Raw genomic sequence first — 13,769 nt, forward strand, 5'->3', positions numbered from 1 at the left:
ATGCGGCGTTCACGTAATGAGCGGTTATGGAACGGCTGCTTGTGGCGCAAAGCCCCCAAGCGCTCGCGCTCGGCTATTTCCGCACAATGACCGCTAACCTGTTGCCAATTTGACGCTGTCGGGAAAACTCGGCAGAGCCGGCCTTCGCGTCGACTGCAATCACTCGACATATCCCCCAACAGGCCGATACGTTCGGTATCTTTCATTTTGCGTATTGTCATCAGTGGTTGCGGGGCGTGGCGTGAGCATTCAGATCACGACGTTGAAGGTCCTGGCGGGACACCCTGGAGGACGAGCAACGCACGCTGACGTCACTAGATCTGTCGCCATCTTAATGTCTAGCGGCGCGGATTGGTCAGACCGCATGAAGCTCCTGGCGGCGCGCGCGCCGGATCTGAGCATTTTTTCCAGTGGCTATGTTATCCGAGACGACAGCGGGTGGCAGATCACTGATGCCGGCCGCGCCTTCCTGACATCCATCGAAGCGGTAACCTGCGAGACCACAGTTATTGAACCTGAGATCGTTCAGCCAGTGCTCGCCGCCGAGCCTAATCTTCCGCCGAATGTTGTCCGTATCACGGATCTGGCGGAGCGACGTCGCCGGCGCGAAGCCGCCTAATTTAGTTGCGTGGGGTACGTCCGCTTTGCGCTACTTGGCCAATCTGACGGGCGATTTCTACTTCCGAGATTGAATCGCGACTGGCAGCTCCTGGCGCCAAGCGGACGCTTACAGATTTGCAGACAATAAGGAGCAAACTAATAACTGTATTATTCCGAATGGCACGCCATTCAGAGCTAGTAGGCCGTGGACTCATTAGCGCGCAGCCATAGCCTGACTGACGCAAGTCGGACGAAGGCGAGGTAATGCGAACATCAGGCAGCCGACGATCCACGCCGAATGGGTCGAAAATGACCCTAAGCGGTCCTGTGCTTTTGCTACGTCTAGGCCACTCCGGGTGGCCTGCAGCCTAATCGCAGATATTTGCGCCAGTGCCGCGAGAAGCTGGACATGTGGTTCTTCCAGCCCGCTCGGCCTCTCGATTTAGAGCTTCACTGGAATAAGCCATATCCCATTTCTGCGCCTTCTGCCGGCACGGTGGATTGGATAAATCAGCTGTAACGAAATGCCGTCGCGTTGCTGGCGGCCCAGCGCAGGAGCGTAGAATGAGTACGCAAGTTGTCTTGGTCACTGGAGGACTCACCGGTATCGGGCGCGCTGCGGCCGTCGCCTTCGCCAAGAAGGGGGCGAAAGTTGTCGTAGCTGGGCGGCGCGACGAACCTGGCAAGGCGCTGGCTAAGGAGTTAAGCGGTTTTGGTTCGGAGGCCGAGTTTATCAACGCCGACGTCCGCAAGGAGGATGACGTCCGCGCCCTGGTCGACAAGATCGTCGCGCGGTTTGGCCGACTGGACGTCGCCGTGAATAACGCCGGCACCGAAGGTAGGGTCGGTCCGATCACCGACCAGACCGCGGAAAGCTATGCCGCGACCTTCGACACCAATGTTCTCGGTGTGATCCTGAGCATGAAGCACGAAGTGCGGGTGATGCAGCCGCAGGGCAGCGGCAGCATTATCAACATTTCCTCGACCTATGGGCACGAGGCCGCGGCCGGAGCCTCCATCTATGTGGGCAGCAAGCATGCTGTCGAAGGCATCACCAAATCGGTCGCGCTTGAGATCGCCAAGTCGGGAATCCGCGTGAATGCTGTCGCGCCGGGCCCGACGGATACCGGCATGTTGACCCGCTTCACCGCAACGCCGGAGAACAAGGCGGCTTTGGTGCAGGGTGTTCCGATGGGTCGCCTCGGCCTCTCGGAGGAGCTTGCCAACGCGATCGTCTTCATTGCGTCGGACGAAGCTTCATACATCACCGGCCATGTCCTCAACGTCGACGGCGGTCAAACTGCTAACTGAAGGCAATTCCCGTTCACGCTCCATCGATCGGGAATTGCGCAACACAGTCGATGATGACCACGCACACCCAATGAACGCGCGACACATCTCAAATGGCGGGAGGAGTCCAATGGCTAACGTAGTGAAGAAGCACAGCATCTCTTCTGAACTCGCGCAGAAAATGGTGGATCAGGCGGTGGCGAAAGCCAGAAAACTTGGCGTTGCAGAGAATGTGGCGATCCTCGATGATGGCGGCAATCTCAAGGCCTTTAGCCGGATGGATGGAGCCCCGATCCTCTCCATCGAGATTGCGCAGAACAAGGCCTACACAGCGCTGTTCGGCGTCTCCACGCAGGATTTTTTCAACTTCATACAGCGCGACCCGTCGCTTCTGGCCGGCATTCCCACGCTTTCGCGCGTCGCGGCGTACGGAGGAGGGTTTCCGATCAAGGTGGACGGAGAAGTCGTCGGGGCGATCGGGGTGAGCGGGGCGCCCACGGTGCAGAACGATGTGGACTGCGCGAGTGCAGCGCTGGCGCTCCTGTCCGATGCGGCGCCGGCCGAGTGATGAGGGCGTGACAACAATGATTCATACCCGCCCAAAAATGATTCATACCCACCAGACCGCGCCAACACAGTTCGTCGAGGCCAACAGCATCCGCTTCGCCTATCGCCGCTTCGGGAAGTCGGGCGGGGTGCCGCTCGTGTTCAACCAGCACTTCACGGGGACAATGGACCATTGGGATCCGGCGGTTACCGATGGTCTCGCGGCGACGCGAGAGGTGATCCTGTTCAACAACGCCGGCGTCTCCAGCAGCTCGGGCGAGGTTCCGACTTGCTGTGAGCAAATGGGGACAAACGCAGTCTCTTTTATCAAGGCGCTGGGACTGCCGAAGGTCGATGTGCTCGGATTTTCGATCGGCGGCTTTGTCGCACAGGAGATCACCCTTCAGGCGTCCGACCTCGTGAGGCGCCTGGTCCTCGTCGGCACCGGCCCGCGCAGCGGCGAAGGCATGGCGACCCTCACGCCGGAGGCTCAAGAAATCTTCGGCGCCACTTATGACGAACCTGATCATCTTTGGCTTCGCGTACACTTCACGCGATCCGAGAAAAGTCAGGCTGCAGGCCGCGAGTTCCTCAAACGCTTTCGCCTGCGCGCCCAGTATCGCGATCCCGAGGTCAACGAAAAAGTTGCGCCCGCCCAGATCGAGGCGATCGGCAAGTGGGGCGCTCCGCGTGAGAAGCCGTTCGAATATCTGAAGTCGATCCGTCAGCCGACGTTGGTCGTCAATGGCGACAACGACGTGATCATCTATTCGGTAAACTCTTCAATCCTGCAGCGGCACCTCCCGAATGCACAGCTGATCCTTTATCCGGACGCTAACCACGGGTCGCAGTACCAATATCCCAATCGGTTCGTCCAGCACGTTTCCCTGTTCCTGTCCGAAGAGCAAGCGCCATGAACACTCCTGTTGTCCTCATCACCGGCGCTCTGACCGGCATCGGTCATGCCACGGCGCTTGCCTTTGCCAAAGAAGGCGCAGCGGTCGTTGTATCCGGCCGCCGCAAGGCCGAAGGCGAGGCGCTCGAAAGCAAGCTTCGCGGCCTCGGCGCTGAAGCCGCTTTCATTCTGGCGGACGTGCGTCACGAAGACCAGGTGCGCAGCCTTGTCGAACAAACTGTCAAATGCTTCGACCGGCTGGATATCGCGGTCAACAATGCCGGCACCGAAGGAATACGTGGCCCGCTGACCGAGCAGACTTCCGACAGCTATGCAGGGATGTTCGACACCAATGTACTGGGCACGCTTCTGAGCTTGAAGCACGAACTGCGAGTCATGATGCAGCCGCAGGGCTCAGGCAACATCATCAATATTTCTTCGACCATGGGCGAGCGCGGTGCAGCGAATCTCGCGCTCTACACGGCAAGCAAGCACGCGGTGGAAGGTCTCACGAAATCCGCCGCTCTCGAAGCCGCTCCCTTCGGCGTCCGCGTCAATGCAGTCGCACCTGGTCCAACCGAGACCGCGATGCTCGATCGTCTAACGGGCACGCCCGACAAGAAAGCAGCCTTCTTTGCCGCCGTACCGCTCAAACGCGGTGCGAGGCCGGAAGAGATCGCCGACGCCGTCGTGTTTCTCGGCTCAGACAAAGCGTCTTTCATTACCGGCCAAATCATCAGGATCAACGGCGGCAAAACTGGCACGTGATCACTCACTCCGAGCTGGATTTTTCATCTTCAGACATTCGGAGGGCGATAATAACCACCTACACCTGCCAAAAAGGAAACAGGTCATGACTGACAAGCCGGTGAAGAGTCCGGGGCCCGACCAGCCCGATTTCGATCGAAGCGAACTCATCTCGCGTCGTGGTCAAGGTCGGCGGAAAAATCATCGCCGACACAAGCGCTGCGTTGACGCTTCGCGAGGCGTCCTATCCGCCCGTTCAGTATATCCCTCGCCGGGATGTCGATATGGCCGCGCTGACGCGCAGCGAACACACCTCGTATTGCCCCTACAAGGGCGACGCTTCCTACTACAACATTCCCGCTGGCGGTGATCGTTCGCGGAATGCGGTGTGGACGTATGAGACCCCGTTCGAAGCGATGGCGCAGATCAAGGACTACATCGCCTTCTACCCGGACCGGGTCGACGAGATAAGTTAAGAGGGAGGAGCATGAGAGATGGCGTCGATGGAAAAAAACAACAAAACGCTTGTCCTCGAAGCATTCGACACACTCTTCAACAAACGGGATTATGAGGCGGCCGCGCGATATTGGTCGCCGAACTACATCCAGCACAGCGCTCACATCGAGCCGGGTCGCGAAGGTCTCTTTAACCTCATCAAGGCCAGCCCCGCGTCACTCAAATATGAGCCAAGTGTGATCGTGGCCGAAGGCGATTTCGTGATCGTCCACGGTCGCTTCTCCGGCACCGGACTGCCCAGAAATTGGATAGCCGCCGACATCGTGCGCATCGCCGACGGGGTGTTGGCCGAGCACTGGGACGTGCTCCAGGATGAGGCGGCTCGTGCGGACTCGAAGAGCGGTCTGCCGATGTTCGGCGACAGCTTCACCGATTGATCTTGATGAGGAGGTGCCGAGGTAGAGGAGAAAATTTAAATGGCGACGGCAAAGCGCACCGCAATTGTCACAGGTTCCTCCGGACTGGCCGGCGAGCGCAAAAGTGCCCGATAGGAGAGCGCCATGGGCGGACTAGGACGCCGCATCATTGATGCTGTTGCAAACCCGATCCACGACGACCGTCGTGTCGATCCGATGCGCGAGTTGGCGGATGTCCTAAGCGTTGTCGGTCTCGATCCTCATTCCGGCGGCGGCGAAGTCGTCTTTATTGGCCGTGATCCAGTTGTGAAGAGTGCCTTGCCGCTTGCCACGATGGCCGCTGTTAGCTTGATGGCCAAGGCGGTTTCGGTCGCTGATTTGTGGCGATTTCGAGGAGGCAAGGGCCAGGATCTCGCCGTCAACCTCGGCCAGGTCCTGCACCGCCTCTGTCCCTTCTACGATCGGAAGTGGGAGCTGCTGAATGGGTATCCTCCCGGAAATCCCGCCGATCCGACAAATCCCTTTATGCCGACGTACATGTATCCGACGAGGGACGGGCGCCGGATGCTGCTCATGAACATCTATCCTGCTCTCAAAACCAAAGCGCTTGCCTTCTTTGGCTGCAACGATGATCCGAAAGCGATCGGTGAGGCGGTCCGAAAATGGGACGCTTTCGCGCTTGAGGAGGCGATGAGCCGTGAAGGGCTGCAGGCAACGGTCGTTCGCAGCCCGGAGGAGTTTCTCGCGGAGGAACAGGGGCAGTACGTCGAGCGCATGCCGCTCATCGAAATCGAGAAGATTGCGGACAGCGCCCCAGAGCCGTTCGCGCGTTACCCCACCCGACCATTGAGTTGCGTGCGCGCGCTGGGGCTTGGCCATGTCATCGCCGGCTCGGGCTTCGGACGGGCTTTCGCGCATCACGGCGCGGATGTCTTGAACATCTGGCGGCCCAACGATTTCGAGATGGATTTCAACTACTACTCCGCCAACGTCGGCATGCGGTCGTCCATCATGGATATTGGCCGCCTCGATGAGATGGCGCGCCTGAAGGCACTGTTGCAGGACGCGGATGTCTTCTTCGCCAACCGGCGGCCCGGGTTCATCGAGCAGATGGGCCTGTCGACGGACGAATTGGCTGGTATTCGCCCCGGCATCGTCCATGTCGACATCTCGATTTATGGCCCCAAAGGACCCTGGGCGAACCGAATCGGCTTCGATCAGACCGCGGGCGGGGTTACTGGCGTGTTAGCGCTCGAGGGATCGGTGGAAGATCCGAAGCTACCTGAGATTTTCGTGGTGAATGACTACGTCACCTCCTGGATGGCCAGCATCGGCGCTATTGCTGCACTGAAGCGCAGAGCAATCGACGGCGGGAGCTATCGGGTCCGGATCTCATTGGCGCGCCTCTCGCTCTGGCTCCTTCAAATGGGCGTGTTCGACAAGAGCTACACCTATGCCACCGCTGGTACGGCGGGCGGGCATGAATACCTGGCGCCGGACGTCTTCGAGGCCGAGACGCCCTGCGGCCACTACCAGGGTGTCACTGATCAAGTGAGCATGTCCGTTACACCTGGCTTCTACGACACGCCGTAGTGGTGCAAGCAAGGCGGAGTGGCTCGTACGCTAAGGGAATGGATCCGCCGCCGCGGATCGCCGTGCGCCGCCCGCTCAATAGGCGTCAGCGGCCCGAAAGAACTCGTGGGGTGTGACGCGCAGCTCCTTCTTGAACGCGCTCCCGTGGCGGCGGAGCCGAGTCCAGGCCGCCCATAATCCCCGCGACGAACGAAACGAATGCGCGCGCCTTGGTGCTGGCGAGGCGGCCGGTCGGGTATACGGCGGACAGATTGGTCGGCGGCAAGGCCCAGTCCTGCAAGATATCCACGACCTTTCCGGATTTAAGCTCGGGCGAGAAAACCCACTCCAGGGCCACCGCTAGACCCATGTCGTGGTTCACCGCCTCCCGCAGGCCTTCCGCCTGGGTCACTTTCAACCGCCCTTGCAGAACTACTGGCACTTCCGCCGCGCCCTTTCGAAACGTCCAGGATTGCCCGCCGCCCCGCGTGTAAATGATCGCTTCGTGGTTGGTCAGCTCACCGGGAGATTTTGGGATCCCATGGCGCTGAAGATATGCAGGCGTAGTCACATGACGAACGGGCGGGTCGAGGTGATTACCTCGGTTGAGCGGCGGCGTCGCTGGAGTTCGGCGGAGAAGGAGCAACTGGTGGCGGCGTCGCTGGAGCCGGGTGCCAGCGTGTCGTCGATTGCCCGAGAAGCCGGGATTCATGCAAGCCAGCTGTATGGCTGGCGCCGTCAGCTGCGAGCATGGCGGGGAACAGGCTTTGCGCCGGTTCAGATCGCTCCGGAGGTTGCAGCGGCCGGTCCGGCCGACCGCGGCGCCATCGAGATCGAGTTCGCGAGCGGAGCGCGGATGCGGATTGTGGGCGCAGTCGAGCCGGCGATGTTGACGGCGGCGGTTGCAGCGCTGGCCGATGGACGGCGGCGATGATCCCGGTTCCGTCTGGGGTCCGGGTGTGGATTGCGACGGGCCACACCGACATGCGGTGCGGCATGAACTCTCTGGCCTTGCTGGTGCAGGAAGCCTTCAAGCGCGATCCTCACGGCGGCGACCTCTACGTGTTCCGCGGGAGAAGCGGCAAACTGATCAAGATACTCTGGCACGATGGGCTCGGCATGTCGCTCTATGCCAAGCGGCTGGAACGCGGCCGGTTTATCTGGCCATCGGCGGCTGACGGCGCAATGGTGATTACGTCGGCGCAGCTCGGCTACATGCTCGAAGGCATCGATTGGCGCAATCCACTTCACACCTGGCGCCCGTCGGCGGCGGGTTGAATGCGACCCGTTGACTCATGGCGGTGAATGAAGCCAGCGAATCGCCCGGGATTGTGATTCAGTCGTGCCATGGCAACGACAACACCCGATCATCTTCCCGAGGACAGCGCTACGCTGAAGGCGGCGCTGATCGAGGCCCGCGCCAAGCTGTCGGGCGCGGAAGCGCTGATCGCGCACCTGCAATTGGTGATCGCCAAGATGAAGCGCGAGATGTTCGGGCCGCGCTCCGAGCGCAGTCAGCGGCTGATCGATCAGCTGGAATTGCAGCTCGAGGAGTTGGCCGCGGCGGCCGGCGAGGACGAGGCGAAGGCTGAGGCGGCGCGCGTCCAGGTGCGGGGCTTCACGCGGCGCCCGGCGACGCGGCGCAACTTTCCCGCCGATCTGCCGCGCCGGCGGATTGTTCACGCCGCGCCGACCTCGTGCCCCTGCTGCGGCGGCAGCAAGCTCTCCAAGATCGGCGAGGACATCACCGAGACGCTCGACGTCGTCCCGCGGCAATGGTTCGTGACCGAGCACGTGCGGGAGAAGTTCAGCTGCCGGTCGTGTGAGGTGATCACGCAGCCGCCGGCGCCGTTCCATGCGATTGCACGTGGCTTTGCCGGCCCGAGCCTGCTGGCGATGATGCTGGTGGAGAAGTACGCCAACCATCAGCCGCTCAATCGGCAGAGCGAGCAATATGCGCGCGAGGGGATCGAGCTGTCGGTCTCGACCATGGCCGATCATGTCGGCGCCTGTGCGGCCACGCTGAGGCCACTCTACGAGCTGATCAAGGCGCATGTCTTCGCGGCCGAGCGGATCCATGGTGACGACACCACCGTGCCGGTGCTGGCCAAGGTGAAGACCCGTACCGGGCGGATTTGGACCTATGTCCGTGACGATCGTCCCTTCGGTGGCGCCGCGCCGCCGGCTGCCGTGTTCTTCTACTCGCCGGATCGGGCCGGCATCCATCCCGAGCAGCATCTCGCCGGCTATTGCGGGATCCTTCAGGCCGACGCCTATGCCGGGTTCAATGCGCTCTACGAGGTGGATCGAAAGCCGGGACCGATCACGGAAGCCGGCTGCTGGGCGCATGCGAGGCGCAAGCTGTTCGAGCTTGCCGACATCGCTTCGAAGGCCCGCAACCAGAAGCCTGCGACAATCTCGCCGATCGCTTTCGAGGCGGTTCAGAGGTTTGACGCGATCTTTGCGCTGGAGCGCTCGATCAACGGCTCGTTGCCCGAAGCGCGCGTAGCCGCGCGCCGCAAAGACGTCGCGCCGCCGGTCAACGATCTCATCGAGTGGATGAAACGAGAGCGGGGCAAGCTCTCGCACCACAACGAAGTGGCCAAGGCCATGAACTACATGCTAAAGCGCATCGACGTCTTCACGCGCTTCCTTGAGGACGGCCGCATCTGCCTGAGTAACAATGCGGCCGAGCGCGAGCTGCGCGGGATTGCCCTTGGCCGGAAGTCTTGGCTGTTCGCGGGGTCGGATCGTGGCGGCGAGCGCGCCGCGGTTATGCTAGCACTGATCCAGACTGCCAGGCTCAACGACGTCGATCCGCAAGCCTGGCTCGCCGACATACTGGCGCGCATCAACGACCATGCTGCTCTCCGGCTGGATGAGCTTCTGCCGTGGAATTGGCGAAAGCCCATGCCGAGCCGCGCTGAAGCAGCCTGAGCCAAGAGCAGATATGAGATCAACCGGCTTCTCTACGGCAGAAAAATCGGCGGTGGCCGCCGCTTGCCAGCACCTGATCGATGACTTCCTGAAGCCCCGCTTCCTGCCGACCATCCGGCCGACGCAGTTCAACTATCCCGTCGATATCCTCGGCAAATGGCACGGCACCAAGTATCGCTTCATTCAGCGCTACCGCTCCGGCTTCCCGGAGAATCTCGGCGAAGAGTTCGACGCCCCTTTCGCACGCCTCGACTGGATCAGCCGCGACCGCTTCAATCTCCACTGGCACCGCCACACCGGAGAATGGTTCTGTCTATATCGCGACCTCACCCGCTCCGAAGCGATCGACACCCTGAAGTCCGACGGGCTGTTCCATCCCCATTGAACACCAAACCCAGTTACCCGCGGTGCTTGCCGGATGGATACGGTGAACCTCGATTACTTCATCGTTCGCCCCTCCTTGGGGGCGAACTCTGCAAAATCCCGGAGGAACTTCAGGGGCACGTTACCTAAGCTAAGAAGATTGGTGGGGCGGATGGTGGGGCGGGTCCAAAAACCTGCCAAATTCCCGCAGAAAAAAGCAGGGCGCGACCGGCATCACCACGGTCGCGCCCTACGTCGCCGGTCAATGGGGCAGGGGGAATAACCGGCTGCCGGGATGACTCCCAACCCCCGAAGTCGTTCCCGCCTTCTCAAAATTTTTTCGTACACGGTTAAGTGATCGCGGGGCCTGCGACCCGGAACCGTTTGTTCGCGTTGTGTTTGCATTGAACTTCCCGATCAGTGCTTTCCGATCAGCCTTGGGGCGGGGATACACATGTCACAGATCCATAAGGGAATTTTCGCAACGCTGGCCCTCTCACTGGCGCTCGGCGCCGTTCAGTTCGCCACCGGCCATGACCTGACTGGCGTGCAGGCGGCATTCGTCGCGCCCGAATCTAGCGTCAACCGCGCCGCCAAGGCCGATCGGGCGGCCCTGGTGCCGGCGCGCGGCCAGACCCAGACAATTGCGCTGCGGGTCGCCGGTGTGGCCGACACCTCGGTCCTGGTCCGCGTGCCCGTGTCCTCGGAAACCCGCACCCGCCCGGCAGTCCCCTCGCTGACGAAGCCCGGCAGAACGGCGATCGCCTGCGAGCCCGTGGTCAGCGTGTTGACGGAAGTCGCAAAGCTGCTGCAGCCGGGGCGCTGCGTGACGTGAGGGGCGCTTGCCTCCCTCGTCATTGCAAGGAGCGTCGCGACGAAGCAATCCAAGCTTCCGGTGTTGAAGCATGGATTGCTTCGCAGAAGCCTGTCATCGGGCGCGCATTCGCGCGACCCGTGGGCTCGCAATGACGGCCGATGCGCCAATAAACTGCCCGTCGGGCAAATCAAAAAAAGCTGTCCAGCCCCTCCGAGAAAAATATTTCCCTTCCGCCGTCGGGCAAATCAGCGCTACCAGCTTGCCCCGTCCTTTCCCGGCAAGAGGGGCGGTCGCGCGTCGTCACGAACGTGGGAGGGGATGCGGTGGACGCGGCAGCGTCGGCGCGCAGGTTTGTTCACGGGGCGAGTCTCTCGTGAGTGAACGACTGCGCGCAGGACGAACGGCGCTTTCAGCGTACGGCAAAACCGTGTGGTCCCGACACCCGTTGCTGGTGCCAAGCTGTCGGTGGCGATTTCGATCCGACCGGATCGGATGAGCCATCAAGCCGGCAGCGACGGTGACAAGACGAATTCGTCGCCGGGGAGAGCACGGCATAAGCCGTAAAACCATTGCGCGGGGAATGCCGGAGTGTTTCCGCTGAACCTGTATGCTCGTGTGCGTTTCTTCGCACAATTTTGCACACGAGACCGCGGGTGCAGCGCGCACCCGGCATTCCCTGCGCCCTCTGATTGGCGAGGGCGGAATGTTTCAGAGCAAAACTCGCGCGGAATGCGCGGCGAGATCGCGAAACCATGTCTTTGCGCACGAACGCGCCACACCCTCACTCGTCATCGCCCGGCTTGACTGGGCGACCCAGTATTCCAGAGACGCCAGTGATTGAGCCGAGAAGCCGCGGCGTACTGGATACCCCGCATTCGCGGGGTACGACGACCTATGTTGAGCGCCGCAGTGTGCCACATTGGCTGCAACGGCGACTACTCCGCCGGCGCTTCGGTGCTGGACGCGCCGCCGCGGCTGGCCAGGAATCCCAGCGCCAAGCCGCCGACCGCGAGGATCGGGATCAACCGCTTGACGCCGATCGCGCGTACGATCTGGAGGCCGGCGGCGACGACCATGGGGTCGGCCAGCATTGTTTGCGCGGCGGATTTTGCGTTCGCTTCCGCGCGCGCCCTGATCCGGTTCTTGCGCACCATGTAACTGCCGGCGGCGATCAGTGTGACCACGAAGAAGATGGCAGCCCCGGTGAAGCAGGCCTGCACCGGGCCGTAGTTTTCCAGCACCAGCACGAATGCCGCCGCGCAGAGAAACGAGGTGGTGATGAACAGCGCCACGCCGGCCGCTGCGGCGAGCGAGGTCAGCCGCAGCGCCGTGCCGGTCGAATCCTTGAAATCATCGATCAGTCGCTGAAACATGGCCCCGCCTCGCTTGGTAGAGAACGTCAACGAACGAAGCAGCGGCCCACCAGCGCCGCCATCTCGACCAGAAATCCGGCTTGTGACGGACAGCCATCGCTATTACCTGCGCCACGTCGCGCCGATCAGGAAACCGAGGCCGAGCGCGAGGCCGACGGTCGCCAGCGGCCGTTGCGTGATGACGTCTTCGAGCGTTTCCTCGATCGACGCCGCCGCATCCTGCGCGGCACCCATCATCGCGCTGCCACGCTCGGACATGTCGTCCACGGCCTGCTCGGCATTGGCGCGGGCCTGCTGGTAGCCGCGCCGCGCCTGCTTGCCGGCGGTGCCCGCAAAAGAGTTGAGCGCGTCGGTGATCTGCTCGGTCAGGGCTGCGATATCGTTTTTCACGGCGGCTACATCCTTTTCCAGACGTTCATAGGTCGCTTTGTCCGTCAGATTTTTCACTGCGGCTTCGCCAGGGGTCGTCGACATCAAAAGCTCCGGGATACTGAATTGATCTATGGGAAAACGTTTCGCCGGATGGGAAGTTCCCGATGCGAAGCCAGGCTAGTCCTCGGGAAGCTGCGGCGAATCGACCGGAAGCAGATGTTCCTTGATGATCAGCGCCACGATCAGCAGCGGCGACGAGAGGAAGGCGCCCATCGGGCCCCACAGCCAGGTCCAGAACGCCAGTGCCATGAACACGGCGAGCGCATTGAGCGAAAGCCTTCGGCCGACGATCGTCGGCGTGATGAAATGGCCTTCCAGGAAGGTCAGCACGGCGAACGCAATTGGCGCGATCAGCCCGGCGCCGATGGTCGGGAAGGCGACGATGCCGACTCCCATCAGCACCACGAACATCGCCACCGGGCCGATAATGGGAATGAAGTTCAAGGTCGCGGCCAGCGCGCCGAGCCCGGCCGGATTGGGCATGCCGGTCAGGGCGCAAATGATCCCGGTGGCAATGCCGACGCCGACATTGATGGTGGTCACCATCAGCAGGTAATTGCCGAGATGCTCTTCGATCTCGTTGATGATCCGCAGGGTTCTAAGCCGCGCGGTGCGGCCGCCGAAGTTCATGATCAAGGCGCGGCGCGAATCTTTCCAGCTTGCGATGAACAGGATCAGGGTGGCGATGAACAGCAGGAATTCGGCAAAGGTCGGCGACAGGAATTCCAGCGCCGGCTGAACCCAGTCGAATTTCGGCATCTGGAACGAGGCCAGCGTATCGGGGCCGCCGACCATGCTCTGCAACTCCTGCCAGAGCGCCAGCGGCCGGTCGAACACATGCAGCTTGTCCCTCAGGATCGTGCCGAGCTCCGGCAGCCGCGAGCTCCACTCCATCAGGGGCGACGAGATCAGGCCGACCATGAAGGCGACGGCGGCGCCGGCCGTGGTCACGATCAGCACCGCGCCGACCGCGCGGGGAATCCGGTAACGCTCCAAAAGGCTTGCCGCCGGCGACAGCATGGTGCCGACGATGAAGGCCATCACGATGGGGAGAAAGAACGCCTTGGCGACGTAGAGCACGGCGATGACAGAGATGATCAGCAGCGCGACCAGCGCGAAGGCCACGACCTCCGCGCGGCGGATCACCGGCGGCTGTTCGTCCTTGCTGTCGGGCACGGGTGTGCCTTGCGGCGCGTTGGAAAGCAGACGTTCACTGGGAAGGACACGCACAAAAGTTCTCCCCCGCGCCAAGACGGCAATGAAGCAACAGCCGCGACGGCGCGAACCGAACTCGGGCGACCAACGGCGCGCGGCGGCAAAGGTTC

General features: G+C 61.9%; 16 protein-coding genes and 1 pseudogene. 13 read left to right on the forward strand and 4 right to left on the reverse strand.

The features are described from left to right. The first annotated feature begins 364 nt into the window (after positions 1–364). The 8 genes and pseudogenes from V1289_RS28290 to V1289_RS28325 all read left to right on the forward strand — a co-directional run bounded on the left by V1289_RS28290 (position 365) and on the right by V1289_RS28325 (position 6,543). Entirely contained in the window at positions 365–619 is a 255-nt protein-coding gene (locus V1289_RS28290) for a hypothetical protein (RefSeq protein ID WP_334400733.1), read from the forward strand. Between the two features lie 545 nt (positions 620–1,164). Beyond that, complete coding sequence (locus V1289_RS28295; RefSeq protein ID WP_334400735.1) at positions 1,165–1,911, forward strand: SDR family NAD(P)-dependent oxidoreductase; 747 nt, start codon at positions 1,165–1,167, stop codon at positions 1,909–1,911. Between the two features lie 121 nt (positions 1,912–2,032). Beyond that, positions 2,033–2,458: a GlcG/HbpS family heme-binding protein gene (locus V1289_RS28300; RefSeq protein WP_334400737.1), complete on the forward strand. Its 426-nt coding sequence runs from the start codon at positions 2,033–2,035 to the stop codon at positions 2,456–2,458. A 16-nt stretch (positions 2,459–2,474) separates the two neighbouring features. Then, positions 2,475–3,353 (forward strand): alpha/beta fold hydrolase, encoded by an 879-nt coding sequence (locus V1289_RS28305; RefSeq protein ID WP_334400739.1) that lies wholly within the window; start codon positions 2,475–2,477, stop codon positions 3,351–3,353. Beyond that, positions 3,350–4,099 (forward strand): SDR family NAD(P)-dependent oxidoreductase, encoded by a 750-nt coding sequence (locus tag V1289_RS28310; protein WP_334400741.1) that lies wholly within the window; start codon positions 3,350–3,352, stop codon positions 4,097–4,099. The genes V1289_RS28305 and V1289_RS28310 overlap by 4 nt, the downstream gene beginning before the upstream one ends. 85 nt (positions 4,100–4,184) lie before the next feature. Then, positions 4,185–4,554, forward strand: a pseudogene (locus tag V1289_RS28315) (DUF427 domain-containing protein). 18 nt (positions 4,555–4,572) lie between these two features. Next, on the forward strand, positions 4,573–4,971 hold the full coding sequence (locus tag V1289_RS28320) for a nuclear transport factor 2 family protein (RefSeq protein WP_334400743.1): 399 nt from the start codon (positions 4,573–4,575) through the stop codon (positions 4,969–4,971). A 123-nt stretch (positions 4,972–5,094) separates the two neighbouring features. Next, positions 5,095–6,543, forward strand: coding sequence for a CoA transferase (locus V1289_RS28325; RefSeq protein WP_334400745.1), 1,449 nt, complete (start codon positions 5,095–5,097; stop codon positions 6,541–6,543). Between the two features lie 85 nt (positions 6,544–6,628). On the opposite strand, the gene V1289_RS28330 is transcribed toward V1289_RS28325, so the two are convergent. Beyond that, complete coding sequence (locus V1289_RS28330) at positions 6,629–7,168, reverse strand: LysR substrate-binding domain-containing protein (RefSeq protein WP_334400747.1); 540 nt, start codon at positions 7,166–7,168, stop codon at positions 6,629–6,631. On the opposite strand from V1289_RS28330, the gene tnpA reads away from it, so the two are divergent. The 5 genes from tnpA (at position 7,094) to V1289_RS28355 (ending at position 10,657) form a co-directional block, all read left to right on the forward strand. Then, positions 7,094–7,456 (forward strand): IS66-like element accessory protein TnpA, encoded by a 363-nt coding sequence (tnpA, locus tag V1289_RS28335; RefSeq protein ID WP_334400749.1) that lies wholly within the window; start codon positions 7,094–7,096, stop codon positions 7,454–7,456. The two genes, V1289_RS28330 and tnpA, sit on opposite strands and share 75 nt — an antisense overlap. Next, positions 7,453–7,800, forward strand: coding sequence for an IS66 family insertion sequence element accessory protein TnpB (gene tnpB, locus V1289_RS28340; RefSeq protein ID WP_334400751.1), 348 nt, complete (start codon positions 7,453–7,455; stop codon positions 7,798–7,800). The genes tnpA and tnpB overlap by 4 nt, the downstream gene beginning before the upstream one ends. A gap of 69 nt (positions 7,801–7,869) precedes the next feature. Beyond that, on the forward strand, positions 7,870–9,459 hold the full coding sequence (gene tnpC, locus V1289_RS28345; protein WP_334400752.1) for an IS66 family transposase: 1,590 nt from the start codon (positions 7,870–7,872) through the stop codon (positions 9,457–9,459). A gap of 13 nt (positions 9,460–9,472) precedes the next feature. Continuing rightward, positions 9,473–9,844: a DUF3024 domain-containing protein gene (locus tag V1289_RS28350; protein ID WP_334400754.1), complete on the forward strand. Its 372-nt coding sequence runs from the start codon at positions 9,473–9,475 to the stop codon at positions 9,842–9,844. Between the two features lie 432 nt (positions 9,845–10,276). Continuing rightward, a complete protein-coding gene (locus V1289_RS28355; protein WP_334400756.1) occupies positions 10,277–10,657 on the forward strand; it encodes a hypothetical protein in 381 nt (126 codons plus the stop codon). Between the two features lie 917 nt (positions 10,658–11,574). Here the strand turns inward: V1289_RS28355 and V1289_RS28360 are convergent. The 3 genes from V1289_RS28360 to V1289_RS28370 all read right to left on the reverse strand — a co-directional run bounded on the left by V1289_RS28360 (position 11,575) and on the right by V1289_RS28370 (position 13,674). Then, positions 11,575–12,012 carry a hypothetical protein gene (locus V1289_RS28360; RefSeq protein WP_309179972.1) on the reverse strand — a complete coding sequence of 146 codons (438 nt, stop codon included), beginning with the start codon at positions 12,010–12,012 and terminating at the stop codon, positions 11,575–11,577. A 102-nt stretch (positions 12,013–12,114) separates the two neighbouring features. Further along, positions 12,115–12,486, reverse strand: coding sequence for a DUF883 family protein (locus V1289_RS28365; RefSeq protein ID WP_334400758.1), 372 nt, complete (start codon positions 12,484–12,486; stop codon positions 12,115–12,117). Positions 12,487–12,561: 75 nt separating this feature from the next. Beyond that, on the reverse strand, positions 12,562–13,674 hold the full coding sequence (locus tag V1289_RS28370; RefSeq protein WP_334400760.1) for an AI-2E family transporter: 1,113 nt from the start codon (positions 13,672–13,674) through the stop codon (positions 12,562–12,564). Positions 13,675–13,769 lie beyond the last annotated feature (95 nt).

The sequence above is a fragment of the Bradyrhizobium sp. AZCC 2289 genome (assembly GCF_036924615.1).
Lineage (GTDB): Bacteria > Pseudomonadota > Alphaproteobacteria > Rhizobiales > Xanthobacteraceae > Bradyrhizobium.

Coding starts and splice junctions, on each gene's coding strand:
- V1289_RS28290 (WP_334400733.1), top strand. CDS start 365: ATGAAGCTCCTGGCGGCGCGCGCGCCGGATCTGAGCATTTTTTCCAGT.
- V1289_RS28295 (WP_334400735.1), top strand. CDS start 1,165: ATGAGTACGCAAGTTGTCTTGGTCACTGGAGGACTCACCGGTATCGGG.
- V1289_RS28305 (WP_334400739.1), top strand. CDS start 2,475: ATGATTCATACCCGCCCAAAAATGATTCATACCCACCAGACCGCGCCA.
- V1289_RS28310 (WP_334400741.1), top strand. CDS start 3,350: ATGAACACTCCTGTTGTCCTCATCACCGGCGCTCTGACCGGCATCGGT.
- V1289_RS28320 (WP_334400743.1), top strand. CDS start 4,573: ATGGCGTCGATGGAAAAAAACAACAAAACGCTTGTCCTCGAAGCATTC.
- V1289_RS28325 (WP_334400745.1), top strand. CDS start 5,095: ATGGGCGGACTAGGACGCCGCATCATTGATGCTGTTGCAAACCCGATC.
- tnpA (WP_334400749.1), top strand. CDS start 7,094: ATGACGAACGGGCGGGTCGAGGTGATTACCTCGGTTGAGCGGCGGCGT.
- tnpB (WP_334400751.1), top strand. CDS start 7,453: ATGATCCCGGTTCCGTCTGGGGTCCGGGTGTGGATTGCGACGGGCCAC.
- tnpC (WP_334400752.1), top strand. CDS start 7,870: ATGGCAACGACAACACCCGATCATCTTCCCGAGGACAGCGCTACGCTG.
- V1289_RS28350 (WP_334400754.1), top strand. CDS start 9,473: ATGAGATCAACCGGCTTCTCTACGGCAGAAAAATCGGCGGTGGCCGCC.
- V1289_RS28355 (WP_334400756.1), top strand. CDS start 10,277: ATGTCACAGATCCATAAGGGAATTTTCGCAACGCTGGCCCTCTCACTG.
- V1289_RS28360 (WP_309179972.1), bottom strand. CDS start 12,012: ATGTTTCAGCGACTGATCGATGATTTCAAGGATTCGACCGGCACGGCG.
- V1289_RS28365 (WP_334400758.1), bottom strand. CDS start 12,486: ATGTCGACGACCCCTGGCGAAGCCGCAGTGAAAAATCTGACGGACAAA.